The following is a 24895-nucleotide window of genomic DNA, read 5'->3' as shown; positions in this document are numbered from 1 at the left end:
TACAATGAAGACAACTTTTAAATATATACTTGCAGCCAGTATCTTTTTTAGCCTTGGCTCCTGCAAAAAATTTCTCGATCGTGAACCTATTGCACAAGTTACTCCAGATAATATCTTCAGCACCGAACAAGGAGCCCAATCTGCGGTAACCGGAATGTACAGAACATTGCTTAGCCCCTATTCTTATGGGCAGTCGATCGTTATTGTTCCCGAATTTTCCGCTCAGCAGGTTAACCATGCCGCCAGCTATGCAGAATATACCGATTTCAAATCCAATACCATTCGTATAGATAATCCCTGGGTTCAAAACATCTGGAATGCCAGCTATGCGACCATAAATGCGGCCAATAATGTCGTGGTCAAAGTTAATGAAATGCCACAAGGGGCAATCAGTGACGCAAAAAAACAACAGTTCATAAGAGAAGGAAAATTTGTAAGAGCACTCAGCTATTTTCTGCTGGTGAGGGCCTTTGGAGATGTACCATTGATCATCACACCAACGGGAGAAACAGACAATCTGAAAGTACCGAGAAATGCCACCGCTGATGTATATACACAAATCATTTCAGACCTTAAAGAAGCCATCCTGCTACCCGGAAGCTACGGCAGTACCGCAGAAACCAAAGGGCGGGCAACCAGCAATGCTGCTAAAGCCCTGCTGGCAAAAGTATACCTTTATAACGGAGCAACCACAAAGACCTACACTGATGCAGCCCGGCTGGCTTCAGAAGTCATTGCCAGTGGCGGTTTTTCACTGCAGGAAGACTATGCCTCTATCTGGAAAACCGAAAACACTGCAGAATCTATTTTTGAATTGCAGTTTGATGAACAGGCCACCAATACCCTGGCTTCGGTAAGTAACCCAAGTCCTTCTATGCTGTTCTATGCAGAAGGAGCTTCAATAGCCGATATGTATGAGGACACCGATAAGAGAAAAGCATTCACCATCTACCAAAATACTGATGATCCGAAATACTATATCGGAAAATACAGACTGTTCAGCCCTGCCGTCCAAAATTTCCCAGTCATCCGTCTTGCCGAATTATACCTGATTCATGCAGAAGCCCAGGCACGTGTAGATGGCGCGGTGAGCACTGCAGCCTACAATTCGTATAAAAAAGTGAGAGACAGAGCTGGAATCAGCACCCCTGACAATGCAAGCTTTAGCAATGTGGCCAGCTTTGTTACCGCGGTGCAAAAAGAGAAAAGACTGGAACTCATGTTTGAAGGCGAGGCCTGGTTTGACTATTGCAGAACAGGCTTGGCGCTAACAGAAATGATGAGCAAAGCAGACCGAAATTATTTCCTCTATCCAATACCGGATGCAGAAAGGAAAATTAATTCAATGCTTACTCAAAACCAAGGGTACTAACCAAACCGACTATAATACAAGAAAGGCCCGGAATTCATTTTCCGGGCCTTATTTATTAATTCCGTTCATTCTTTTACGAATGAAACGACTTACAATTTTCTGCGTTTCTTTTCTTTCTCAATTAAAGACAATTCTCTGCTGGTCTGGCCTGCAACCGAAGTATTTTCTTGTGCTCTCCTGAACAGATATGGCAGTACGGCTTTAACAGGACCATAAGGAACATATTTGGCCACATTATAGTTCGAATCAGATAAATTAAAACTCAAATTATCACTCATTCCCAGCAATTGTGCAAAATACACATGTGGATGGTTATGAGAAATACTATTGTCATCCAGCAATTGCGCCAGAATCCTGCAGCTTTCTTCATTGTGCGTACCGCAAACGAAACCAATTTCTTCGATATTCGCCACGCAGTATCTTAAAGATTCATTATAATCAGCATCAGAAGCAGCTTTGTCTGGCTGGATCGGCGACGGATAGCCCATTTCTAAAGCCCGTTTTCTTTCTTTCTCCATATAAGCGCCACGCACCATCTTTACCCCAAGGATAAAACCCGTTTCTTTCGCAATCAAGTGGTCGGCCTTCATATCAGCCAGCTTATCGTGACGATACATCTGATAAGTATTATACACCAAAAGTTTCTCCCGGTTAAACAAACGCATCATATCCAGAGCCAGTTCATCAATAGTTTTCTGAATCCAGGTCTCCTCTGCATCGATCATGATCGGAACATTCTTATCATAAGCCCTGCGGCAGATTTTCTCACAGCGTGCTCTTACTTTTTCAAACTCTGCAGTTTCAGCAACGTTCAACTCTTGCTTCGCGTCTAACTTCTCCAAAAGTGCAAAACGGCCTATACCTGTAATTTTAAATACAGTAATGGGAATACGCGGATCACCCGCTGCCCTTTCAATTGTTCTGATGATCTCCTCGCAGGTAAAATCAAAAACTTCCTCTTCTTCTTCGCCTTCTACAGAATAGTCCAAAATAGTACCTACTCTGCCCAAAGCCAGCTGTCCTATAGTATGTTCACATTCTGCGATGGTTTCACCACCACAGAATTGTTTAAATATGGTTGCTTTAATGATTGATTTGATAGGTAAACCTGCTTTTAAAAAAAAAATTGTGATTGGTGGGCCGATTTGTGTCAAAAAATTACTGCCTATAGCTTTGAACAGCCAATAAGCACTGTTAAGGTCAGCGTTCGATTTATTCCGAAAAGCGATTTCAGTGTTTTCGAAATTCAATCTTTTTCTGGGGGATATTTCCATATGTCAATATAATTTAGTCAAGACGGTGCAAAAATATAAATTCCACACCGAACCATGGTAAAACACTTTGTAATTATTGTAAATTTGCTGCACGATGATAGAATTTAAGCTAGAAGGCGAATTTATCCCCTTAATCCAACTTTTAAAAGCCACAGCACTGGTACAAAGTGGTGGTGAAGCGCAGACTGTTGTAGAAGACGGACTGGTGAAATACAATGGAAAAGTTGACTACCGCAAGCGTTTAAAAGTCCGTACAGGTGATGTGATTAATTTTATGGGGCAATCAATTAAAGTAATTTAATGGCAAGTTTAGAAAGTTTTGAGAGCACCATCCATTTTGAAACGCGCCTTGCGCCGCTGATGGAGCTGATAGAAAAAGGAAAATATAGCAAAGTATTTGTATTTGCAGACAGCAATACTTCTGAAAAATGCCTGCCTGTGTTCAGGGAAATGCTGGATGATTTTAATGGCTTTGACCTGATCGAAACCGATCCTGGAGAAGAAAACAAAAATATAGATTTTTGTATTGGCATATGGAAAACACTATTGGATTTTGAAGCAGACCGCAAATCTCTGATGATCAATCTGGGTGGTGGAGTAATTACCGATATGGGCGGTTTCGTAGCCTCTACCTATAAAAGAGGAATTGATTTCGTCAATATACCTACTACGCTACTTTCACAAGTGGATGCTTCAGTTGGCGGAAAAACAGGAATAGATGTAGACAATGTAAAAAATATGGTGGGTACCTTTACTCTACCAAAGGCTGTATTTATTGAACATGAATTTCTGAACACACTTTCAGAGCGGGAATTGTTGTCGGGCTTCGCAGAAGTCATTAAACATGGCTTAATCGCAGACAAAGATTACTACGAAACTCTAAAAAACAGTGACTTCAAACAACTTGATCCGGCAATCGTATTACATTCTGTAGAGATTAAAAATCAAGTAGTTACCGAAGATCCAAAAGAACAGAACCTTAGAAAGATCCTGAACTTTGGTCATACCATTGGTCATGCCGTAGAAAGCTATGCCTTGAATCATGACCAGAAACCACTCACCCATGGCGAAGCTATTGCTATAGGTATGATCTGTGAGGCTTTTCTGTCTCAGCGTTACAATCACCTGGAAGAAGCCGAATTAAAAGACATCACCAGCTATATCACCAGCCTGTATCCAGAATACACCATTGCTCCGGATAGTTTTGAAGCTTTGCTTAAACTGATGCAAAGTGACAAAAAGAACGAACATGGCCAGATTCTCTTTTCTTTACTTGATCATATTGGTCATTGCGAGTACAATTGCAGGGTAACAGAGAAAGACATCCTGGAAAGTTTAGTTTATTACAATTCAATTTATGCTGTTTGATCCAAGAAATATAACGGTTACTACGCTCTTTGCGCTCGTTCTGGTCATTTCTCTTGCAGAAATGTATTTCAGTTATATCCATGACCGGAAACTGTATACCAAAAGAGATACCTGGACAAATGTTTACCTGATGTGTGCTGCCATCGTGATCAATCTGGGCATGAAAACAGCCACCTTTTTTCTCCTGGATTATTGTTATCAGTTCAGGTTCTTTGAGATACCAAATCCCTATGTCTACTGGATTGTACTGATCCTTGGCCAGGATTTCCTGTACTGGTTCCTGCATACCGTTGGCCACTATGTAAGGTTCTTCTGGGCAATGCACGTTACCCATCATTCTTCAGAACATTTTAACCTCACTACCGGCTTCCGGTCTACCGTATTCGAACCCTTGTACCGTGTCTTCTTTTACCTGCCACTGGCTTTTATGGGTTTTTCAGCACTGGATATTCTTTTTGCATACCTCGTTACACAAATCTACGGGAACATAGTCCATACCCAAACTGTTGGAAAACTACACCCTGTTATTGAATATATTTTTGTGACCCCATCTCACCACCGGGTACACCATGCCAGTAATGTACGTTATCTGGATAAAAATATGGGGATGGTCCTGATCCTTTGGGACCGCTGGTTCGGGACATTTCAGGAAGAACTTCCAACAGACGAAATAAAATATGGCTTGACGACACAACCTGCAGACACCGGGCCCGTTAACATTATTTTCCACGAGTTTATAGCGCTTTCCTCTGATATAAAGAAGGCTCCGACCTTTAAAGACAAGGTTAAATATGCACTTTACCCACCGGGATGGAGCCATGATGGCAGTACGAAGATTGCTAAAATTTTGCAACAAGAGCTGAGGGCTACAGAGCACGGAAAATAATTTTTTTTAATTAGCTATTGACAAATTAAATTTTGTTTGTACATTTGGCGAAACGAAAATAAAAACGGGCTGTTTAAACAGGCCACCCAACAAAAGAAAAGATGAACAACATTACAACATATTGGTTTGGTTACTTTTACTACTTTAGTAAGAGCCGGGACTAATATGCAAGAAATATAACAATATAACTGTATACAAAAGTCCCGGCCAGAAGCCGGGACTTTTTTTGTTTTAAGCAAAATGAAGAAAGCAACACGAGTAGCAATTCAAGGTATCAAAGCATCATTCCACGAGGAAGCTGCATTCAAATTTTTCGGTAAAGACATTCAAACTGTGGAGTGTAACTCCTTTAAACAGACTTGCGAAAAGCTGGAACAGGGAGAGGCAGACTTCGTGGTGATGGCCATAGAAAATTCTATTGCCGGAAGTCTGCTTCCAAACTACACCCTGCTGCGGGAATTCAATTTTGCCATCACAGGTGAGGTTTACCTTCCCATCCAATTACACCTGATGGCTTTGCCAGGCGTAAAACTGAAAGATGTAAAATATGTTACCTCCCACCCAATCGCCCTTCGTCAGTGTATCGATTTCATTGATGAGTTCCCTCACCTTCAGGTGGTAGAAAGCGTAGACACCGCGGCTTGTGCCAAGAAAATCCGCGATGAGCAGCTTACCGATACTGTAGCCATTGCCAATACCCTTGCTGCAGAATTATATGGTCTAACCATCCTGGAAAGAAGGATTGAATCGAACAAGAAAAACTTTACCCGTTTTCTGATCCTGAAAAAGGACAAATCAGAAGACGACAGAGAGATCAACAAAGCTTCTGTTTGTTTCCAGGTCAGCAATCACGTTGGCGCTTTATCACAGGTACTCAACATCTTCGCCAACTACGATGTTAATCTGACCAAAATCCAGTCCATGCCGGTATTGGGGAAAAGGAACGAGTATTATTTCTATGTAGACATCGAATGGAACAACATGGAAAAGTACGATACTGCAGTACGTAAAGCCCTGAAGTACACCATCAATTTTAACATCATGGGCGAATACGCCAAAAACGACAAAGTATAATTTAAAGAACAAAAATATTTAAAACTAAAAAACCCCACCAATAATGAAACTAAATTTGAACATTCAGCCACTAAGCAGCTGGTTAAACGTAAAAAACGAGCCATTAATCATCTCTGGTCCATGCAGTGCTGAAACTGAAGAACAATTATTATCTACTGCACATTTATTAGCCGCAACAGGAAAAGTATCTGTTCTAAGAGCTGGAATCTGGAAACCACGTACCCGTCCGGGAGAATTTGAAGGTATCGGAAGCATTGGTCTGGAATGGTTAAATAAAGCCAAAGAGCAAACGGGCTTGCCAACAGCAGTTGAAGTAGCCACAGCAAAACACGTAGAGGAAGCATTAGCAGCAGGTGTTGATATCCTTTGGGTAGGTGCCAGATCTACAGCTAACCCTTTTACTGTACAGGAAATTGCTGATGCGTTAAAAGGCGTAGACATCCCTGTATTGGTTAAAAACCCTGTAAATCCAGACTTGTCTTTATGGATTGGTGCATTAGAAAGAATCAACAATGCAGGCATCACTAAATTAGGTGCTATCCATAGAGGTTTCTCTTCTTTTGAGAAAAGTTCTTTCCGTAACGAACCAATGTGGGAACTGGCCATCCAGTTGAAAACACTTTGCCCAGGATTACCAATCATCAACGATCCAAGCCATATCTGTGGTAACCGTGAACTGATTCCTTACATTGCACAAAAAGCACTGGATCTTGATATGCAAGGCTTAATGATCGAGTCTCACATTGATCCTTCAGTAGCCTGGACAGATGCCAAACAACAAGTTACTCCTGCCGCTTTAGCAGAACTTGCAGAGCGCTTCAGCCTTCGTAAACCAGAATCTAAAAACGAAGAATTTACAGATAAGCTGGCCGACCTGAGAAAACAAATTGACAAAATCGATGACCTGATGATCCAAAAATTAGGAGAGCGCATGTCTATCGTAGAGAAAATTGGTCAATACAAAAGAGATAACAACGTAACCATTCTACAGGTAAACCGTTGGGATGAGATCATGCAAAAAAGAACGGCCTTTGCAAAAGCACTGAACCTGGACCTGAACTTCACAGAAAGATTCCTGGAGCTGGTACACGGTGAATCCATCAGAAAACAAACAGAAATTATGAATGCAGGCAAAGCCGAAAAAGGAATTGCTGCAGAAGCACACACCGAAGTTAAAGCCTAACTATGAGTAAAAATGCGCTTGTTTCTTTTAATGGGAACAGACATATAGACACCGAAATCAGCCTTACGGGTTCTAAAAGCGAGTGCAACAGGGCATTGATCCTGGCGGCACTGAGCAAAGGAACCGTAAAAGTAGAAAACATGTCTAATGCTGCAGATACCGTTACTTTAGACCGCATTCTGAATAATATTCCGCAAAACCATCCACATCAGCATACCGTTGATGTGGGGCCTGCGGGTACAGCAATGCGCTTCCTCTCCGCTTATTTATCTGCTGCAAATGGTAATTTTCTACTTACCGGAACGGAACGAATGAAACAACGGCCGATTGGAATCCTGGTAGAAGCACTGAAAGCAATTGGCGCAGAAATCACTTATGCCGGAGAAGAAGGCTTTCCGCCGCTAAACATCACAGGTCCTTTAAACCAAAAAAACAATACCGTAAAAATTAAAGGCGATGTGAGCAGCCAGTATATCTCTTCATTATTAATGGTAGCCCCTGCATTAAAACATGGGCTTACCTTAGAAATAGAAGGAGAACTAACTTCTCTTCCCTATGTGAATATGACGTTGGATATGCTGAAAGAAGCTGGCATTATACACAGCTGGTCTGAAAACAGGATCACCATCGAACCACAGCCTTTCCAATCTGTCACACTAACTGTAGAACCAGACTGGAGCGCCGCTTCTTATTGGTATGCTATTGCAGCCCTGGCAGAGAAAGCACAGATCAGCTTACCCTACCTGAAAGAAAAGAGTCTTCAGGGCGATAGCCGTATCCGCGAAATTATGCTTGCTTTTGGTGTAGATACAACAAAAACCTCCAATGGCATCTGCCTAACCAGCTCTGACAAAGACTTCAGCAAGGAAATTTTGGATCTGAAAGATTGTCCAGACCTGGCGCAAACCATTATTGTTTGTGCGGCGGCTCTCGGAAAAAACCTGGTCTTTACCGGACTTGAAACCTTAAAGATCAAAGAAACAGACCGGGTAAAAGCGCTGCAAAATGAACTGGCTAAAATTGGTGTCGTTTTAACTGAAAACAATAAGGTATATACCTTAAATTGCGACAAACTTGAATTTCCTGAACGCGTTAGCTTCGCTACTTACGAAGACCACAGGATGGCTATGGCTTTTGCCCCGCTGGCCTTGCTGATCAAAGAGGTAGTACTGGAAGAAATGGATGTGGTTGAAAAATCCTATCCCGATTTCTGGAGAGACTTACAAAAAGCAGGTTTTACCGTAAATGAAATCTAATTTTAAATAAAAAAATATGGCTGGAAATACCTTCGGGCAATTGTTTAAAATATCCACATTTGGTGAATCACACGGAAAAGCGATTGGGGTTATCATAGACGGCTGTCCTTCACAATTACCCATAGACATGGAGTTTATCCAGTCGGAACTGGATAAAAGAAGACCAGGGCAATCCAAGATCACCACTCAGAGAAAAGAAAGTGATACGGTGGAAATCCTGTCCGGGATTTTTGATGGTCAAAGTACAGGAACACCAATTGCCTTGCTGATCCCTAACGAAGACCACAGATCAAAGGATTATGAACACAACAAAGATGTTTACCGTCCGTCACACGCCGACTATACCTATGACGCAAAATACGGCATCAGGGACCATAGAGGTGGCGGTCGCTCTTCTGCCCGCGAAACAGCTGCACGAGTTGCGGCTGGAGCTGTAGCTAAATTGCTATTGAAGCACCATGGGATCGAAATATTTGCCCATGTTTCTGCAGTGGGAAAGATCAACGCGCCTCATCTCGACAACCTTAAAGTCGAGGAGTTGCTTCAGATCAGAGAGGAAAACATTGTACGCTGTGCAGACCCGGCAACGGCAAAAGAAATGATCGAATGCATAGATGCTGTCAGAAAAGACGGAGATACCATTGGTGGAAAAATCAGTTGCCTTATTCGTAACTGCCCTCCTGGCCTGGGTGATCCGGTTTTCGATAAACTACATGCAGATCTTGGCAAAGCAATGCTCAGTATAAACGCGGTACATGGATTTGAATATGGTTCTGGATTTTCAGGCAGTGAAATGAGAGGATCAGAACATAATGACATCTTTCTTCCCGCCAGTGGAGCACCCAAAACCCTGACCAATTTTTCTGGCGGAATCCAGGGTGGAATCTCCAACGGTATGGAAATCAATTTCACCGTTGCATTTAAACCTGTAGCCACCATTATGCACAATCAGCAAACCATTAACGCAGCCGGAGACGCCGCAGAGATCAAAGGCAAAGGACGCCATGATCCATGCGTGGTTCCAAGAGCCGTCGTTATTGTCGAAGCTATGGCAGCACTGGTCCTTGCAGACCATTTGCTCAGAAACAAAACAAGCAGGCTATAGCCTGCTTGTTTTGTTTTAATTCCTTTGAGTTCCTGAGATAAGCTCAGGAGGGTGAGGCAAATTAAAAAATAGAAGGATATTTAGAAGCATTTGTATCGTGCATCATCTGGTAAACCGCTTCTACAACATCGTCCACAGAAGGTTTGCTGAAATAATCTCCATCAGAACCATATGGTGGGCGATGTGCTTTTGCAGCTAAAGTTTTAGGTTGCGCATCCAAAGAATAATACCCTTGCTGGTCTTCCAGGATCTGCTGCAGAATATAAGCACTTGCACCACCCGGAACATCCTCATCAACGACCAGTAACTTATTCGTTTTCTGTAAAGAACCTGCACAAACTTTGTTCAAATCAAAGGGCAATAAAGTCTGTGGATCAACAATTTCTACAGAAATTCCCATTTGGGCCAATTCCTCTGCTGCTTCTTCCACAATACGTAAAGTAGAACCATAAGAAACCACAGTGATATCTGTACCTTCCTGAATCACTTCAGCCTGCCCAAGCGGAACAGTATAAGATCCAACATTTTCAGGCAACTTCTCTTTCAAACGGTAACCATTCAAACATTCAATAACAATAGCAGGCTCATCAGAACGGAATAAGGTATTATACATTCCCGCAGCCTGGGTCATATTACGAGGTACACAAAGATGTAATCCACGCAAGGAGCCCAGGATCATTGAAATCGGAGAGCCCGAATGCCACACGCCTTCCAGTCTGTGTCCACGCGTTCTGATGATCACTGGTGCTTTTTGTCCGGCCTTGGTCCTGTAAGACAGACTAGCCAGGTCATCACTCAAAATATTTAAAGCATACAGCAGGTAGTCCAGATACTGGATCTCTGCGATTGGTCGTAAGCCACGTAAAGCCAAACCTATCCCCTGCCCCACAATAGTCATTTCACGAATACCCGTATCGGTAATCCTCAATTCACCATATTTGGCCTGTAAACCTGCAAAACCCTGGTTTACATCACCAATATTACCCAAGTCTTCTCCGAAAGCAACCAAACGCGGATCACGAGCAAAGTTGGCATCGAAACAAGCATTTAAGATCTCCCTTCCATCTACCATTTTACCCTCCTCTTCGTATTCTGCGGCTACCTGATCGACCAGGAAAGGACTTTCTTTTCCGTCTGTAAACAATTTAGAATTGTAACGATCTGCATTCAGGTCTTCCTGCTGGGCATACCATTGTACAAGCGTACTACGTTCTGCAGATGGTTTATTTATCGTTAAGCGCAACGCCCTTCTTACAGAAGAAAATACTTCTTTACGCTGGGCATCTGCAGCACCAGATAATTCCGATGCAATTTTAGTTAGCCTGTTGTCACCTTTGGCCAAGGCAGAAACCATATCGATTACCTGGTCTTTTTCAGTTTTAATAGAAGCCAGATATTCATTCCAGGCTTCTTTCTGTGCATCACGTACCAGTTGTTTAGCTGTTGCTTCCAGCTCAGTGATCTCCTCTTCCGTAATCATAGCAGATTCGATCATCCACTTACGCATCTGAAGGATACAATCATATTCCCGTTCCCAGTCCAGACGCTGTTTATCTTTATATCTTTCGTGAGAACCGGAAGTCGAATGACCCTGAGGCTGAGTAACTTCGGTTACATGGATCAATACAGGAACATGCTGCTCTCTACAAACCTCAATGGCCTGCTGATAGGTCTCACAAAGTGCCGGGTAATCCCAGCCCCTTACCTTATAGATTTCATAGCCCTCTGCATTTTCATCCCGCTGGAAACCCTTAAGTATTTCCGATATATCTTCCTTTGTCGTTTGATATTTTGCAGGAACCGAAATGCCATAAGCATCGTCCCAGATAGACATTGCCATTGGAATCTGTAAAACCCCAGCAGCATTAATAGCTTCAAAGAAAACACCTTCAGAAGTAGAAGCATTACCAATAGTGCCAAAAGCCACTTCATTTCCATGAACAGAGAAATTTTTCAAATAACTCAATTCCGGATTTTCACGATAAAGTTTGGAGGCATAGGCCAATCCAACCAACCGGGCCATTTGCCCGCCTGTTGGCGCAATATCAGACGAACTGTTCTTCATCTCTGTAAGATCTTTCCAGCTGCCGTCCTCATTAATAGAACGCGTAGCAAAATGACAGTTCATTTGCCTTCCTGCCGAAGCCGGATCTGCTTCTACGCTAGGATTTGCATAGAGTTGCGCAAAAAACTCTTTCAGTGTACATATACCTGTTGCAAAAGCAAAGGTCTGGTCTCTGTAATAGCCAGAGCGCCAGTCACCGTTCTTAAAGGCCTTGGCCATGGCAATTTGAGGCAATTCCTTACCGTCACCAAAAATGCCAAATTTTGCCTTACCTGTTAAAACTTCCTTACGTCCCAACAAACTTGCCTGCCGACTTTCATAAGCAATCTTATAATCGTTAATCACAATCGTTTTGAAGTCTTCAAAACTTAACTCGGAAGCATCAATAGGGTTCGTAGTAAGTTTATTATTTGGCGTCATAAGCATTTATGTTACGGCACAAAGATAAACATTTTATAAAGCCGGGGTTAGCGATGTAACGTAATTTATATATTGGAATACTATTTGAAATAACAATTTAAACATTAAATTTGTTTAAAACATACAAACATGAAAAAGTTAATCGTCCTATTTTCCTTCATCTTAGGTATAGCAGTTTCAACAAACGCTCAAACTAAACCTGCAGAATTTAAATTTGATAAAGAATCTTATGACTTCGGTAAAATTCCGTTAGGAAAGCCAGTTTCAGTAGAATTCAAGTTTACAAATGTGGGTGAAACACCGCTAATCCTGACAGATGTACAGACCACATGTGGTTGTACAGTTCCTGAATACACCAAAACTCCGGTACAAAGCGGCAAGACTGGTGTCATCAAAGTAACCTATAATCCAGCCGGTGCTGCCCTTCCTTTTAGCAAGAGCATTACCATCACTTCAAATGCAAAAACGACTACTAAAGTTTTGTACATTAAAGGTGAAACCGTTGCCGGATCAACCAAGTAAAAATTTAACTTAATTTTTTAAATTAAAACCTCGTTAATCAACGAGGTTTTTTATTTTTGTGCCATGCCAAAAATATCCGAAAAAGGAGTTCAGATGCCTGCATCTCCTATCAGAAAACTCACCCCCTTTGCCGATCAGGCAAAAAAAGACGGTAAAAAAGTATATCATTTAAATATAGGTCAGCCAGATATTGAAACGCCTGAAGGCATGTTGAATGCGATCAAGAACATTGACTTTAAAGTTTGGGCCTACACCCCATCAGAAGGCACTTTGGCTTATCGGGTAAAATTGACTGAATATTACAATAAACTGGGGTATAACATCACACCCGAAGACATACTGGTTACCGTTGGAGGTTCTGAGGCCATTACCATTGCTATGCAGACCTGTGTAAACGAAGGCGATGAAATCATTATCCCCGAACCTTTCTATGCCAATTATAATGGATTTGCCTGCATGAGTAATGTGGTGGTAAAACCTATTCTGTCTCATATAGAGAATGGCTTCGCCCTTCCGCCTATTGCAGAGTTCGAGAAACTAATCACAGAGAAAACCAAGGCTATTATTATATGTAACCCAAACAATCCAACCGGGTATCTATATTCAAAAGAAGAATTGCAAGCATTAAAAGCGCTCTGCTTAAAATATGATCTGTTCCTGTTCTCTGACGAAGCTTACCGCGAATTCTGTTACGACGGCCGGGAATTTATTTCTCCTATGCACCTGGACGGTATTGATGACAATGTAGTCGTTATGGATACCGTATCTAAGAGGTACAGCGCATGTGGTGCCCGCTTAGGTTGTCTGATCACCAAGAATAAAGAAGTGATCAAATCCGGATTAAAGTTTGCACAAGCGCGCTTAAGTCCAGGCATGGTAGAGCAAATTGCCGGAGCTGCAGCAGTTGACACACCTGATAGTTATTTTGAAAAAGTAAATAAAGAATATACTTTAAGAAGAGACACCTTGGTATCCCGCTTAAATGCAATGGAAGGTGTGCTTTGTCCAAACCCAGGCGGTGCCTTCTATGTCGTAGCCAAATTTCCTATAGACGATGCCGACAAATTCTGTCAGTGGATCCTGGAAAGCTTTGAGCATGAACGACAAACTGTCATGATGGCACCAGCTACCGGATTTTATTCCAGTAAAGATTCTGTAAAGAATGAAGTGCGTATGGCTTACGTATTAAACACCGACGACCTGAATAAAGCCATGGATTGCTTAGATATTGCTTTAAAACAATATCCTGGCCGTAAATTGGCATAATTTTCGTAACTTTGTATGCTGATGACAGAAGGGAGTAGTTAAACCTCAGATCATCAGCATAGTACTGGGGCCGTTTTGGATTTGACAGGGTGGCGCTGAGTATGTAAGCATGCAGTGCGTTGTACGGAGAGCACTTTAAAGAGAACGTTCACACTATAATTGGCGAAAATAACTACGCCTTAGCTGCCTAATTTAGAATTAGCCTAGCTTTTGTCCCTCTAACTGCTGCATTGTTAGGTTAGAATCCGGGGCATCGAAATAATAATGCTGGCAATTGTATGGTGCGATGCAGTTGCGAGATAAAGCATCTAAGGAGACAAGCAAGGTCGGCTACCAGCCCGTTTGCTCCCGACAATTAATTGGAAGATAAGCATGTAGAAGGCATAATTTATCACACAACTGGACAAGGGTTCGAACCCCTTCGGCTCCACAAAAGGGATTTCCAACTGGAAATCCCTTTTTTAATATACAAACACATTCCCTCCTCCCCCCCAAAGCAACGATAGAAAGGATCAACTTTCTAATTAAAATTCATTAAATTTGTAATACTATAGTATCACTAACTAGTCAATAAATCATACTACTACTACTATGATATCACTTATATCCACATCTAAAGCCCAACAAAAACTGGCCAAGAATATTCAAGAGAGAAGACTATCTATGGAGTTGACCCAACAGGGCTTGGCCGAACGATCAGGTGTTCCTCTTGCTACTTTGCGCAAGTTCGAACAAAAAGGTTCTATTTCTCTGGAATCCTTTCTGAAGCTTTTGATGGTTGTTGGTGGACTGGAAGAAACTATCCAAGTATTGAAACCGTCAAAGCCAAATTTCACATCGATAGATGAAGTATTAAAAGATACAAATAGTATCACACGAAAAAGAGGAAGTAAAAAATGATCCGTCCCATTACAGAAATTAAAGTTGGATTGGATTTTGGCTCACAAATTCAGCCAGTAGGGCGTTTAGCTATACGTAACAGCACTATCTATTTTGAATATAACGAGGAATTCAGACAAAAAAGTATAGAAATATCCCCGTTCCGTCTTCCATTGCAAAAGGGTCTTATAGAACTGCCAACACGTCCCTTTGAAGGGCTAGCAGGTGTTTTCAGCGACAGTTTACCCGATGGATGGGGGCGGCTGCTTTTTGACCGTACAATGAGATCTCAAGGAATATTACCTGCAAGTATTTCTTCTTTGGATCGCTTGGCACACGTCGGATTATTTGGAATGGGTGCTTTGGTTCAAGTGGCCTACTGCATAGTGATTTCAGAACCCCTGCACTAGACTATGAAGATCTACTCAATTTAACTGCTGTACTAACAAAAGACATCCGTGAAGTAGAAAAAATTTATCGCCTCGCCGTTTTCAATGTATTATCTCATAACAGAGACGATCATGCAAAAAACTTCAGTTTTCTTATGAGTGAAAATGGAGAATGGAAGCTTGCCCCCGCTTACGATCTTACTTATTCAAGTGGACCAAATGGTGAACAAAGCACTATGATAATGGGCGAGGGCAAAAAACCTTCGACCCAACATCTATATAAACTTGGTTTGGAAGCTAAGCTATCAAAAAAGCTCATAGAAGAAATTATTGAGCAAACAAAGAGTGCCCTAAACAAATGGAAATATCTGTCCAAAGATTACAACGTACAAAAATCCCATATTGAATTGATCTGGCACTCAATCAAAAAGTAAATTAACATTTTATTTGCGCAAGCGAATACTTGCTCTTATATTTGCAATCACTTACTTGCATATTATGAAAGCCAGACGAGATGTATACCAGGCCATAGCCGATCCTACCCGAAGAGAAATCATTAACCTTCTGGCTGCCCAGCCTCACAATGTTAATTCTATCGCAGAAAAATTTGACATGACCAGACAAGCTGTCTCTCTACATGTCAAGATCCTCGTCGATTGTGGACTCATCACGATCAAACAAAGCGGTAGAGACCGGTTCTGTGAAGTGAAATTAGACCAACTCGATGAAGTAACCACCTGGGTAGAACAATCCAGAAAACTGTGGGTAAGAAGATTCGAAAAATTAGATCAATATTTAACCGAAGTAAAAACTAAAAACGATGAAAAAAGACCATAAAGAACTTTTAATAACGCATTTATTTGACGCTTCTCCTGAGCTTGTTTTTGAAGCCTGGACAAATCCTGAACACTTAAAACAATGGTATGCACCTGATGGCTGTACAGTCGAATTTAAAACCATAGAAGCAAAAGAAGGCGGTCAGTTCCATTCCTGCATCTACGATCCTGTCCATGGAGCGTGCTGGATCAAAGGCATCTACCAGGAGGTAACCTTTCCTGAAAAATTAGTTTTCTCCATGGTTCTCACCAACGAACATGGCGATACAGTTAGCTCTGCAGAAGCCGGGAAGCCAGAGGAATGGCCACAAGCTATTCTTACAACAATTACATTTACACCCATTGGTAAACAAACCAAGGTTACATTACACCAAACCGTCGACGAAGAAGAAGCTAAAAAGACAGGAGCTTATCAGAGCTGGTTCAGCATGTTCGACCGTTTAAATCTATTATTAAGCCAATAAATTCCTCCCTGCTACTTCCTGTTCCTTCAACAAAACAAGAAGTAGCAGTATTGTTACTCGTTTATAGGCTTATAACCTTTCTAAATAAGGTTTTGACTTTCAAATTACATTTATGTATTTGTATATTTAATGTCATAAACACACCACTATGCGTTATAAAAAAACCATTACCTTATCCATATTACTTGCTACAGTAGTCATACTGAGTGCATTTATGCCGAAACAGCAACAAGAAAGAAAAGCAACAAACCTAAAGGTTCTACCTAAAGACATCAGCCATGAAGAACTAGGCAAAATCATGGATGGATGGAAAGTTGCCTTAGGCGTAAAATGTAATTTTTGCCATGCTGCAAAAAAAGACGATCCAAAAAGACTGGATTTTGCAAGTGATGAAAAACCTGAAAAAGAAATTACCCGCAATATGGTTCGCATGACTGCCAAGATTAACAGTAAATACTTCCATATTAAAGACAAAAAAGATGGAAAAGCAATGCTGGCTGTATCATGCATTACTTGTCATAACGGAAAAGAACACCCCGAAGCCAACTAAATCTTAAAAAAATAAAAAAGAGTGGCGTATTTGAATACGTCACTCTTTTTTTATAACCATTGATCAAACTTTTGAATGAACCAGCGTTTAACCAGTTGAGTGAGTAAACAATAGCTCACCAGGATCACCAATAACCACGGGAAATAGGCCAATGGCAAAGCCTGGAGTTTTATAAAGCTTGCAAATGGCGTAAAAGGAATCACTATACCGATCAACATCACCGCCGATGTTAAAGCCACCACCGGTGCCGTGGCCCAGCTTTGAATAAATGGTATTTTACGCGTCCGGATCATATGTACAATCAGCGTTTGCGACAACAAACCTTCTACAAACCAACCCGTTTGAAATAATGTCTGGTGCTCAGGGCTGTTCGCTTTAAAAACAAAATACAGTACGGCAAAAGTCGCATAGTCAAAAATAGAGCTGATCGGACCAACAAAAAGCATAAACCGGCTAATACCACTGGCATCCCATTTCTGTGGTTTTTCCAGAAAATCTTCATCCATCCTGTCCCAGGGAATAGAGATCTGAGAAATATCATATAACAAGTTCTGGATCAGCAAGTGAATTGGCAACATGGGCAAAAAAGGAAGGAATGCACTTGCCCCCAGCATACTGAACATGTTTCCAAAATTGCTACTGGCCGTCATTTTAATATATTTAATAATGTTCCCAAAGGTTCTCCTTCCATAGATCACCCCTTTGCGCAGCACCATCAGGTCCTTTTCCAACAAGATGATATCTGCACTTTCCTTTGCAATATCTACCGCCGTATCTACGGAAATACCTACATCTGCATCCCGAAGCGCAGCAGCATCATTAATTCCGTCGCCCATAAAGCCAACAGTATGACCTTGGCCCTGCAGCAGTTTTACAATCCTTGATTTCTGGATAGGGCTCAGTTTGGCAAAAATACTGGTATTGTCCAGCAGCGCGGCCAGGTCCGGATCCGACATTTGTTCAATCTCTGGTCCAAGAAGCACCTGTTCAATAGAAATACCTACATCCCGGCACACTTTCCTGGTCACCACATCATTATCCCCCGTCAATACTTTTACATGAATACCCAATTTCTGTAAACCTTCAATGGCCGGTTTAGCAGAAGATTTCGCCGGATCCAGAAAACCGATAAAACCAGTCAGGATCAAGTTGTACTCATCAGCCACACTGTAATTGGCCGGGCGTGGTTTATATTCCTTGATGGCCACCAGCAATACCCGAAGCCCGTCCTCATTAAGTTTCCTGGAAATCCTCAATACCGTATTCCGCATCGACTCGTCCATCGCCACCACCTTATCTTTTTCCCTGTGCAGTTCATGATCTTCTCCGGGTTCAAAAGCAAAAGAACACAGGTCCAGCATTTCCTCTATCGCCCCTTTACAGATCAGCAACTGATTGCCATTGGTTTGTTCCAGGATCACACTCATCCGGCGGCGTTCAAAATCAAAAGGAATTTCATCTACTTTTTTGTAGTCCTCATCCACCTTTAAATAATCGTGCAACTCTATATGGTCAAGCACAGCAACATCCAACAAATTCTTCAAACCGGTCTGGTGGAAACTGTTCAGATAAGCCCATTTCAAAACCTCATCATCCTCCTCCCCCGATACATTTAAATGCCGTTCAAGCACGATCTTATCCATCGTTAGCGTTCCAGTCTTATCTGTGCACAATACATCCATGGCACCTATATTCTGAATGGCATTTAGGCGTTTAACAATCACATTGCGCTTGCTCATGTTCTTTGCCCCCTTGGCCAGATTAGCGGTTACAATCATAGGCAGCATTTCTGGAGTTAAGCCTACAGCCACTGCAATTCCGAATAACAAAGCTTCAAACCAATCACCTTTAGTTAAACCATTCACCAGAAAGATCAAGGGCACCATCACCAGCATATAACGGATCAGCAGCCAGCTTACTTTATTTACCCCTTTATCGAAACTGGTTTCCGCACGTTTTCCAATAATGGCTTTACCTATAGATCCAAAATAAGTCAGGTTTCCAGTAGTCACCGCAATGGCTGTAGCCGTACCACTCACCACATTGGTACCCATAAAACAGATATTATCCAGTTCTAACGGCGATTTATGATCTGTATCAGCAATAGCCGCACTTCTTTTTTCCAGCGGCATAGATTCACCTGTAAGCATGGCCTGGCTGACAAAGAGATCTTTAGACTGAATGATCCGGATGTCTGCAGGGATCATATCACCCGCACTTAAAAAAATGATATCCCCAGGAACGATTTTTTTTATGTCGATCTCTTTCTTTCCCCCTACTTTCCGCAGTACGGTAGCCGTGGTTGTCACCATGCTTTTCAGCTGCTCTGCAGCATTATTACTCGTATATTCCTGCCAGAACCTCAATATGGAACTTAAAAACACCATCACCCCAACTACAATGACGGTTTTATAATCCCGGTCTTCCGGCGCGGCAAACCATACATCCATAAAAAAGGAAATCACTGCTAAAGCCATCAGTACCCCGATAAAAGGATTTAAAAAGGCCTGTATAAATTGCACATACCAGGCAGGAGCCTTTTTATGCTGGATCTCGTTATAACCAAACTGCTTAATCTTTTCAGTTACTGACCTGGGCCCTAATCCCTCAGGATGGCTGTTCAGCATTGCATAATAGGCATCATCGCCTAACCTGGCCACGTTACGCAATTTGGTAACGGCTACTTCATCAAACCCGGAAATATTCCTTGGATTGATCATTTTTAACTCTTTCATAACTCTGATTGTTGTCCTGTTAATTCCCAACTGGCCTTCATTACAGCTCTTTCTATAGTGAGCCTGCTGACCATTTTTTCCATAAGATCATTTTGATTACCGGCAGCAATGATTTCTGCCGTGATTATTGCATTGGTGGGGTCGCCATTGTCGCTGCTGGTGAGTGCACGCAGCATCAATTTATTGTCGTTACCAATATTTTGCAGGAGTAAAACCCGGATGTGGTTTTCAACTTCTTCTTTACACTTAATTACAATAAGGTACTCGGTTTCTGCAGATTCGCTTTTTTGAAACGCGCTGATGCTGCCCAGCTTTAATCCTAAAGGACGAAGCATGAGGTGAGCCAGAACAATAAATGCCGCACCTATGGCTGCTTCCAGGAAAAATCCCATACCACTAAGGGCACCAATAGCCGCGGAGCACCAAAGCGTAGCTGCTGTATTGAGTCCACGAACATTTGGACCATCTTTCATGATCACCCCTGCACCCAAAAATCCAATACCGCTGACCACATAAGAGGCTACCCGACCGCTGGCGTCGCCGCCGATTTTAACGGAAAGTGTAATAAATATTGCTGCTCCGAGCGATACCAGTGTATTGGTACGTAAGCCGGCAATTCTTTGGCGCCACTGGCGCTCTATACCTATACCTGCACCCAAAACCAGGGCCAGTAAAAGGCGCGTTGCAAAGTCTAGTGTCGTTAACATAGCTTTTTGTTTCTATTCCCTTTCAGGAATAGTCAAAAGAGCCTATGCCGAAAGAGAAGGGTAAATAATAAATGGGTTATAACACGGAGGCTTATCCATATGAGTTCTTTTTTTATTGTGGCACAAAAGTAGGTATCGGTTTTCTGGATTATAGTTAGAAAACCATTAGAATGTTGTTATAATGTTATTAGAATCGGTTTACCCCAAGCCAACCTCTTCCACATAAAGTGTTGTACTCACTGCTGTTTCTTCCACAGGTCCTGGTTCAACTATTACTTCTGTAATGTGTGAGGTGAGTAACTCCCCTCTGCTAAATATAGCTTTCGAATAATCAATTCTTAAGGTTCCGTCTGCCCTTACTACCGCTTCTTTTAAGTGATAAGAAACAGCACCATTCATTGGTGTTTTAGAACCCGTAAGGCTTTGGTATCCTTAATTTTGTTTACTGCCTAGATATAGGCAACTCAACTACTCCCACACTTACCCTAGGTAACTACTTTAAAGTGCCCATGGATCGAATAGAAACCACCACAACGACACCACCGACCCGATGGCTTTCATACTGTTTACTTTACCGAAAATAAAGAACTAAACACTACTAGTTTCGTCAAAATAAACAACCATATTAAAATTTTTTGCTATAGATAATTTTTTATTAACAGGAATACTTAAACCACCAATCATTCTCATCTCCTTTGGCTGTGTTAAAAAGGAACCCAATTGGTTATCAATAATAGCTGCATCTACGTCCAAAATAAAGTTTTTGCACTTACATTGTTTAAAATAATACTCATAACCCCTACTTGAATTTACTTCCGGATAATATAAAGATTGCCAATTTGAAACTGGTTTATTTTTAGCAATAAACTTTCTAACACTAACATATCCTTTGTTTATATCCGTAGCAATAACGTAATACCGATCACCGTATCTTTTCTCAAGAAATTCTCCCATTGCTGGTGTATTGTCAATAGACATTTTAGCAACATGTCCATTATGCGCCCAAATAATCATTTTCTTATCTTTTGTACTTTCCTTTAACGCAATGGCATTTTCTGCCATAAATCTATCCCTAGCACCTAATTTGCTATTGATACCGATGAAATTGTAATAATTATCTATGAGCTGAATGAGCATTTTATTTTGAAGGTTTTCAGGCAGCTGAGTACAAACCATTCTGAACTTGCCAAGATCCTCTTTATCTACTTTATCAAATGGCGTATTCCTGATTTTTAGCAAAACATCTTTATCATGTTGGCTGATATCCCTGTATAAAGCGAATATATGATCGATTGCCGAATTAAATTCTCTTATTTCTACACCATATAGATGAACTTTATTTTCCTCGCTCTTCGTTTTATTGAATGCCCTTAACCACTTCAAAAGAGAGGTGTAATTGGGACTCATCGCAGTATTATCAATCTTTCCGTTTACATAGTCGTCTAATTTCTCTAATCCATTGTAGTCGGCTTCAAAAACAATAGTCTTGTAGTTGAGATTAGAAACCAAATAGCGAATTAATCTCTCCTTATAGGCATATACTTCTCTTGTCCCATGAGTAACTTCACCAAGTGCAATTATTTCTTTTTTCATAAGTATACCACTTAAGAAATCAATATCATTAAAACTGCTATCAGGTTGTAGCGTATTAATTGGCTTAATGATGCTATTGAGTTTGTCAACTATCTGTGTTTCCTGAGCCAGTAAACCAGAAGAAAGAGACATAAGAAGAAGAAAGGGAAATAGTTTGATATATTTAGACTTTTGCATAGCTAAATATAATAATCTGGCAATCGCTTGCTGTAGGTTTAACAGTCTTTAACATTATCCCAAACACAGGTATTCCCCAGAATTTGTCCCCTATTTTTTCATCATTTTGTATCAATAATTCTCCTAAACCAGTATAACGCCTTGCTTGTCCAGGATCCCGGCATTTGCCCCCTTCAAATCCCCTTTTCTCAACCCCCTCTGCAATTTGCTCAAAAAAATCAGGCTATTGATGAGGCGGCCTCAGAGATCTGTGCGCTTCTTCAGCGCACCTGATATCGTTAGCCCCGAATCAACAGCCTGATTTTTTCAAAAATTCACCATCCTATCCGTGAATCGCTTCTTTATTTCCAAAACTCTGGATCAGTTCACCTTCAAATTCCAGCCATTCTTTCCAGCGTTTCTCTACATCCACATCAATCGTATACTTACGTGCAAAATTTAAAAAAGTCGTATAATGACCTGCCTCCGAAACCATAAGGTCATGATAGAATTTGGCCAGTTCCTGATCCTTAATATTCAAAGACAATACACGGAAACGCTCGCAACTCCTGGCTTCAATCATGGCCGCAAACAGCAAACGATCAATAAACGCAGAATTCCGGCTGCCATCCCTGCGGCTAAACTTCACCAAACGCCCAACATAATCGTCCTTGCGCTCCCGGCCAAGCGTATAGCCCCTTTCCTTAATAATCTCCACAACCATTTGAAAATGCTGCATTTCCTCTATCGCAATAGCAGTCAGTTCCTCCACCAAATCCATATGCTCAGAATTATTGGCAATCAGTGTAATCGCATTTGTAGCCGCCTTTTGTTCGCACCAGGCATGGTCCGATAAAATTTCTTCTAAGTTTGATTCAGCAATATTTGCCCATCGCGGGTCTGTCAATAATTTTAATCCAAGCATGAGGTGATCTGTAAATTCTTCGTCCCCAAAATTAGGAATAATCACAGGGATTAAAAATTATGCATTAAAAACAGCTAATTTTAGCCAGAATTTAAAGAGATGGAGCAACAAAAGATATTGATCATTGGACTGGTCTGGCCCGAGCCTGAATCATCAGCCGCAGGCACAAGAATCGTTCAACTGATCAAACTCTTCCACCGTTCAGGCTACCACATTTCTTTGGCCTCCGCAGCATCAAAAAGCGAATTCAGTTGCGATCTGAAAGCCCTGCAGGTAACAGAATACCCCATCAAGCTCAATGACTCCGGCTTTAACGAACTCATCAAAACACTTCAGCCAGATATGGTTCTTTATGACCGTTTCATGGTAGAAGAGCAATACGGCTGGCGGGTACATCAGGAGTGCCCCGGAGCATTAAAAATACTAGATACAGAAGACCTGCACTTTCTTCGCCAGGCCAGGCAGCAAGCCATAAAAACAGGCCATACAGACCTCTACTCAGACCTGGCTAAAAGAGAAATTGCCGCTATTCTCAGGTGCGACCTCTCTCTGATCATCTCTGAAATGGAAATGATACTGTTAAAAGAGCAATTCCATATAGACCCCTCTTTACTCCATTACCTTCCTTTTCTAGAAGAGGAGCTCACAGAAGCCCAGATTAAAAACTGGAAAAGTTTCGAAGAGCGGGAAGGCTTTACCTTTATCGGCAACTTTCTGCATGAACCCAACTGGCATACCGTTCAAATCCTAAAAACAAAGATCTGGCCCTTGCTCCGTAAAAAAATTCCGGAAGCAGGCCTGCATATTTACGGTGCCTATCCCTCACAAAAAGTTATGCAGCTGCACAACGTCAAAGAACGTTTTTATGTTCATGGACGTGCAAAGGACGCCAGAAAAGCCATTGAAAAACATAGGATCTTACTAGCCCCCATTCAATTTGGGGCAGGAGTTAAAGGAAAATTTATAGATGCCATGCAAACAGGTACCCCATCGGTAACCACCACAATAGGTGCAGAGGCCATGAAAGGGAACCTGGACTGGAACGGCGCCATAGAAGACCAGGAAGAGAACTTTATCCAAAAAGCTATTCAACTATATCAGAACAAAGATCTGTGGATGGAAGCAGGTAAAAATGGCATCAACATCCTAAACCAGCGTTATGCTAATGAACTCAACGGTGTGGAACTGATCAAAATCCTACAGTACCTATCCGCAAAATCAGACCTGCACCGTCAGCATAACTTTATCGGCCAGATCTTACAGCATCAAACCCTAAACAGTACAAAGTATATGTCTTTATGGATTGAGGAAAAAATGCGTCTGGACGCCGGCAAAGAGCATAAAAACTAAACCGAGCACCACTATAGAGATCCCGGCATAAAAAGCTACCTTTTTAAGCGATACTGAACCTGCGTACAGGTAATAAATCAGCACAGCAAAGCCACCCAAAAAGCAAAGCACACTCCAGATACTCAACAAGGAGAAAGAGAACAGGAAAACCAGGCCCTTCCACCAGCGTACAAAAAAGAGTTCCGGCAAATGTTCTGTTTTATCTCCGCTTTTTAATCTCGCCAGCTGCAGGTTCAGTTCTATATCCCGGTCTGCTGGGGCCAGCTGATGTGCCTTCTCATAACAAGACCGTGCAGCAGCAAACTCACCTTGTTTATAGTAAGCGTTGCCTAAGTTAAAATTGGCTGCAGCTGATAAATAACCCATTTTCAGCACTTGCTGATAGATTTCTGCCGCTTCCCGGTACTGACCTTTAGCATATTCAGCATTTCCCTTTGCAAAAAGGTCTTTAGCCTGTTCATTTGCTACCGAAAACAAAGGAAGTACCAGCAGTAGCACCATCAAAATTTTGTTCTTCATA

The 24895-nt window shown here is 41.6% G+C and carries 24 protein-coding genes, 1 other RNA gene and 1 pseudogene; 18 read left to right on the top strand and 8 right to left on the bottom strand.

The annotated features are described in order from the left end of the window. The first annotated feature begins 4 nt into the window (after positions 1-4). Complete coding sequence (locus R2S08_RS00995; protein WP_316833449.1) at positions 5-1372, top strand: RagB/SusD family nutrient uptake outer membrane protein; 1368 nt, start codon at positions 5-7, stop codon at positions 1370-1372. A gap of 89 nt (positions 1373-1461) precedes the next feature. Here the strand turns inward: R2S08_RS00995 and R2S08_RS00990 are convergent, their stop codons facing one another. Further along, positions 1462-2646, bottom strand: coding sequence for a proline dehydrogenase family protein (locus R2S08_RS00990; protein ID WP_316833448.1), 1185 nt, complete (start codon positions 2644-2646; stop codon positions 1462-1464). Between the two features lie 94 nt (positions 2647-2740). On the opposite strand from R2S08_RS00990, the gene R2S08_RS00985 reads away from it, so the two are divergent. From R2S08_RS00985 to aroC, 7 genes are all read left to right on the top strand, one after another. Continuing rightward, positions 2741-2947 carry an RNA-binding S4 domain-containing protein gene (locus tag R2S08_RS00985; protein WP_316833447.1) on the top strand — a complete coding sequence of 69 codons (207 nt, stop codon included), beginning with the start codon at positions 2741-2743 and terminating at the stop codon, positions 2945-2947. Then, a complete protein-coding gene (aroB, locus tag R2S08_RS00980; RefSeq protein WP_316833446.1) occupies positions 2947-4014 on the top strand; it encodes a 3-dehydroquinate synthase in 1068 nt (355 codons plus the stop codon). Before R2S08_RS00985 ends, aroB begins: the two co-directional genes overlap by 1 nt. Then, on the top strand, positions 4004-4900 hold the full coding sequence (locus tag R2S08_RS00975; protein WP_316833445.1) for a sterol desaturase family protein: 897 nt from the start codon (positions 4004-4006) through the stop codon (positions 4898-4900). The genes aroB and R2S08_RS00975 overlap by 11 nt, the downstream gene beginning before the upstream one ends. 240 nt (positions 4901-5140) lie before the next feature. Continuing rightward, the gene (locus R2S08_RS00970) at positions 5141-5974 is read left to right on the top strand and encodes a prephenate dehydratase (RefSeq protein WP_316833444.1); all 834 of its coding nucleotides are present in this window, start codon (positions 5141-5143) and stop codon (positions 5972-5974) included. Positions 5975-6017: 43 nt separating this feature from the next. Next, entirely contained in the window at positions 6018-7157 is a 1140-nt protein-coding gene (locus tag R2S08_RS00965; RefSeq protein ID WP_316833443.1) for a chorismate mutase, read from the top strand. A gap of 2 nt (positions 7158-7159) precedes the next feature. Then, the gene (gene aroA, locus R2S08_RS00960) at positions 7160-8413 is read left to right on the top strand and encodes a 3-phosphoshikimate 1-carboxyvinyltransferase (protein WP_316833442.1); all 1254 of its coding nucleotides are present in this window, start codon (positions 7160-7162) and stop codon (positions 8411-8413) included. 16 nt (positions 8414-8429) lie between these two features. Then, positions 8430-9518, top strand: a complete 1089-nt coding sequence (gene aroC / locus R2S08_RS00955) for a chorismate synthase (protein ID WP_316833441.1) — start codon at positions 8430-8432, stop codon at positions 9516-9518. A gap of 61 nt (positions 9519-9579) precedes the next feature. Here the strand turns inward: aroC and R2S08_RS00950 are convergent, their stop codons facing one another. Beyond that, on the bottom strand, positions 9580-12003 hold the full coding sequence (locus R2S08_RS00950; protein WP_316833440.1) for a thiamine pyrophosphate-dependent enzyme: 2424 nt from the start codon (positions 12001-12003) through the stop codon (positions 9580-9582). A 129-nt stretch (positions 12004-12132) separates the two neighbouring features. Between R2S08_RS00950 and R2S08_RS00945 the strand changes: the two genes are divergently transcribed. The 9 genes from R2S08_RS00945 to R2S08_RS00905 all read left to right on the top strand — a co-directional run bounded on the left by R2S08_RS00945 (position 12133) and on the right by R2S08_RS00905 (position 16909). Continuing rightward, the gene (locus R2S08_RS00945; RefSeq protein ID WP_316833439.1) at positions 12133-12525 is read left to right on the top strand and encodes a DUF1573 domain-containing protein; all 393 of its coding nucleotides are present in this window, start codon (positions 12133-12135) and stop codon (positions 12523-12525) included. Positions 12526-12588: 63 nt separating this feature from the next. Then, positions 12589-13791, top strand: coding sequence for a pyridoxal phosphate-dependent aminotransferase (locus R2S08_RS00940; protein ID WP_316833438.1), 1203 nt, complete (start codon positions 12589-12591; stop codon positions 13789-13791). 66 nt (positions 13792-13857) lie between these two features. Next, positions 13858-14224, top strand: a transfer-messenger RNA (tmRNA) gene (gene ssrA, locus R2S08_RS00935). 158 nt (positions 14225-14382) lie between these two features. Next, on the top strand, positions 14383-14691 hold the full coding sequence (locus R2S08_RS00930) for a helix-turn-helix transcriptional regulator (protein WP_316833437.1): 309 nt from the start codon (positions 14383-14385) through the stop codon (positions 14689-14691). Beyond that, on the top strand, positions 14688-15080 hold the full coding sequence (locus R2S08_RS00925; protein ID WP_316833436.1) for a HipA N-terminal domain-containing protein: 393 nt from the start codon (positions 14688-14690) through the stop codon (positions 15078-15080). The genes R2S08_RS00930 and R2S08_RS00925 overlap by 4 nt, the downstream gene beginning before the upstream one ends. Continuing rightward, positions 14969-15493, top strand: coding sequence for a type II toxin-antitoxin system HipA family toxin (locus R2S08_RS00920; protein WP_316833748.1), 525 nt, complete (start codon positions 14969-14971; stop codon positions 15491-15493). Before R2S08_RS00925 ends, R2S08_RS00920 begins: the two co-directional genes overlap by 112 nt. A gap of 64 nt (positions 15494-15557) precedes the next feature. After that, the gene (locus R2S08_RS00915) at positions 15558-15896 is read left to right on the top strand and encodes a metalloregulator ArsR/SmtB family transcription factor (protein ID WP_316833435.1); all 339 of its coding nucleotides are present in this window, start codon (positions 15558-15560) and stop codon (positions 15894-15896) included. Further along, positions 15880-16359 (top strand): SRPBCC domain-containing protein, encoded by a 480-nt coding sequence (locus tag R2S08_RS00910; RefSeq protein WP_316833434.1) that lies wholly within the window; start codon positions 15880-15882, stop codon positions 16357-16359. Before R2S08_RS00915 ends, R2S08_RS00910 begins: the two co-directional genes overlap by 17 nt. A 148-nt stretch (positions 16360-16507) precedes the next feature. Continuing rightward, complete coding sequence (locus tag R2S08_RS00905) at positions 16508-16909, top strand: c-type cytochrome (protein ID WP_316833433.1); 402 nt, start codon at positions 16508-16510, stop codon at positions 16907-16909. A gap of 50 nt (positions 16910-16959) precedes the next feature. Here R2S08_RS00905 and mgtA read toward each other — a convergent pair whose 3' ends face one another. The 5 genes and pseudogenes from mgtA to R2S08_RS00880 all read right to left on the bottom strand — a co-directional run bounded on the left by mgtA (position 16960) and on the right by R2S08_RS00880 (position 23025). After that, on the bottom strand, positions 16960-19644 hold the full coding sequence (gene mgtA / locus R2S08_RS00900) for a magnesium-translocating P-type ATPase (RefSeq protein WP_316833432.1): 2685 nt from the start codon (positions 19642-19644) through the stop codon (positions 16960-16962). Continuing rightward, positions 19641-20351 (bottom strand): MgtC/SapB family protein, encoded by a 711-nt coding sequence (locus R2S08_RS00895; protein ID WP_316833431.1) that lies wholly within the window; start codon positions 20349-20351, stop codon positions 19641-19643. Before R2S08_RS00895 ends, mgtA begins: the two co-directional genes overlap by 4 nt. A gap of 198 nt (positions 20352-20549) precedes the next feature. Further along, a pseudogene (locus tag R2S08_RS00890) lies at positions 20550-20771 on the bottom strand (DUF6266 family protein); the annotation flags it as partial. Positions 20772-20939: 168 nt separating this feature from the next. Then, positions 20940-22121 (bottom strand): erythromycin esterase family protein, encoded by a 1182-nt coding sequence (locus R2S08_RS00885; protein ID WP_316833430.1) that lies wholly within the window; start codon positions 22119-22121, stop codon positions 20940-20942. Between the two features lie 322 nt (positions 22122-22443). Then, on the bottom strand, positions 22444-23025 hold the full coding sequence (locus tag R2S08_RS00880; RefSeq protein WP_316833747.1) for a tRNA-(ms[2]io[6]A)-hydroxylase: 582 nt from the start codon (positions 23023-23025) through the stop codon (positions 22444-22446). Between the two features lie 99 nt (positions 23026-23124). On the opposite strand from R2S08_RS00880, the gene R2S08_RS00875 reads away from it, so the two are divergent. Further along, positions 23125-24375, top strand: coding sequence for a glycosyltransferase family 4 protein (locus R2S08_RS00875; protein ID WP_316833429.1), 1251 nt, complete (start codon positions 23125-23127; stop codon positions 24373-24375). On the opposite strand, the gene R2S08_RS00870 is transcribed toward R2S08_RS00875, so the two are convergent. Beyond that, complete coding sequence (locus R2S08_RS00870) at positions 24322-24894, bottom strand: tetratricopeptide repeat protein (RefSeq protein WP_316833428.1); 573 nt, start codon at positions 24892-24894, stop codon at positions 24322-24324. The genes R2S08_RS00875 and R2S08_RS00870 overlap by 54 nt on opposite strands. Between the last annotated feature and the right edge of the window lies 1 nt (position 24895).

Source organism: Pedobacter nutrimenti, from assembly GCF_032678445.1.
GTDB classification, from domain to species: domain Bacteria; phylum Bacteroidota; class Bacteroidia; order Sphingobacteriales; family Sphingobacteriaceae; genus Pedobacter; species Pedobacter nutrimenti_A.
The sequence above is the reverse complement of the archived record's forward strand: the minus strand, read 5'-3'. Positions and strand labels throughout refer to the sequence as shown.

Coding starts and splice junctions, on each gene's coding strand:
- R2S08_RS00995 (WP_316833449.1), top strand. CDS start 5: ATGAAGACAACTTTTAAATATATACTTGCAGCCAGTATCTTTTTTAGC.
- R2S08_RS00990 (WP_316833448.1), bottom strand. CDS start 2,646: ATGGAAATATCCCCCAGAAAAAGATTGAATTTCGAAAACACTGAAATC.
- R2S08_RS00985 (WP_316833447.1), top strand. CDS start 2,741: ATGATAGAATTTAAGCTAGAAGGCGAATTTATCCCCTTAATCCAACTT.
- aroB (WP_316833446.1), top strand. CDS start 2,947: ATGGCAAGTTTAGAAAGTTTTGAGAGCACCATCCATTTTGAAACGCGC.
- R2S08_RS00975 (WP_316833445.1), top strand. CDS start 4,004: ATGCTGTTTGATCCAAGAAATATAACGGTTACTACGCTCTTTGCGCTC.
- R2S08_RS00970 (WP_316833444.1), top strand. CDS start 5,141: ATGAAGAAAGCAACACGAGTAGCAATTCAAGGTATCAAAGCATCATTC.
- R2S08_RS00965 (WP_316833443.1), top strand. CDS start 6,018: ATGAAACTAAATTTGAACATTCAGCCACTAAGCAGCTGGTTAAACGTA.
- aroA (WP_316833442.1), top strand. CDS start 7,160: ATGAGTAAAAATGCGCTTGTTTCTTTTAATGGGAACAGACATATAGAC.
- aroC (WP_316833441.1), top strand. CDS start 8,430: ATGGCTGGAAATACCTTCGGGCAATTGTTTAAAATATCCACATTTGGT.
- R2S08_RS00950 (WP_316833440.1), bottom strand. CDS start 12,003: ATGACGCCAAATAATAAACTTACTACGAACCCTATTGATGCTTCCGAG.
- R2S08_RS00945 (WP_316833439.1), top strand. CDS start 12,133: ATGAAAAAGTTAATCGTCCTATTTTCCTTCATCTTAGGTATAGCAGTT.
- R2S08_RS00940 (WP_316833438.1), top strand. CDS start 12,589: ATGCCAAAAATATCCGAAAAAGGAGTTCAGATGCCTGCATCTCCTATC.
- R2S08_RS00930 (WP_316833437.1), top strand. CDS start 14,383: ATGATATCACTTATATCCACATCTAAAGCCCAACAAAAACTGGCCAAG.
- R2S08_RS00925 (WP_316833436.1), top strand. CDS start 14,688: ATGATCCGTCCCATTACAGAAATTAAAGTTGGATTGGATTTTGGCTCA.
- R2S08_RS00915 (WP_316833435.1), top strand. CDS start 15,558: ATGAAAGCCAGACGAGATGTATACCAGGCCATAGCCGATCCTACCCGA.
- R2S08_RS00910 (WP_316833434.1), top strand. CDS start 15,880: ATGAAAAAAGACCATAAAGAACTTTTAATAACGCATTTATTTGACGCT.
- R2S08_RS00905 (WP_316833433.1), top strand. CDS start 16,508: ATGCGTTATAAAAAAACCATTACCTTATCCATATTACTTGCTACAGTA.
- mgtA (WP_316833432.1), bottom strand. CDS start 19,644: ATGAAAGAGTTAAAAATGATCAATCCAAGGAATATTTCCGGGTTTGAT.
- R2S08_RS00895 (WP_316833431.1), bottom strand. CDS start 20,351: ATGTTAACGACACTAGACTTTGCAACGCGCCTTTTACTGGCCCTGGTT.
- R2S08_RS00885 (WP_316833430.1), bottom strand. CDS start 22,121: ATGCAAAAGTCTAAATATATCAAACTATTTCCCTTTCTTCTTCTTATG.
- R2S08_RS00880 (WP_316833747.1), bottom strand. CDS start 23,025: ATGCTTGGATTAAAATTATTGACAGACCCGCGATGGGCAAATATTGCT.
- R2S08_RS00875 (WP_316833429.1), top strand. CDS start 23,125: ATGGAGCAACAAAAGATATTGATCATTGGACTGGTCTGGCCCGAGCCT.
- R2S08_RS00870 (WP_316833428.1), bottom strand. CDS start 24,894: ATGAAGAACAAAATTTTGATGGTGCTACTGCTGGTACTTCCTTTGTTT.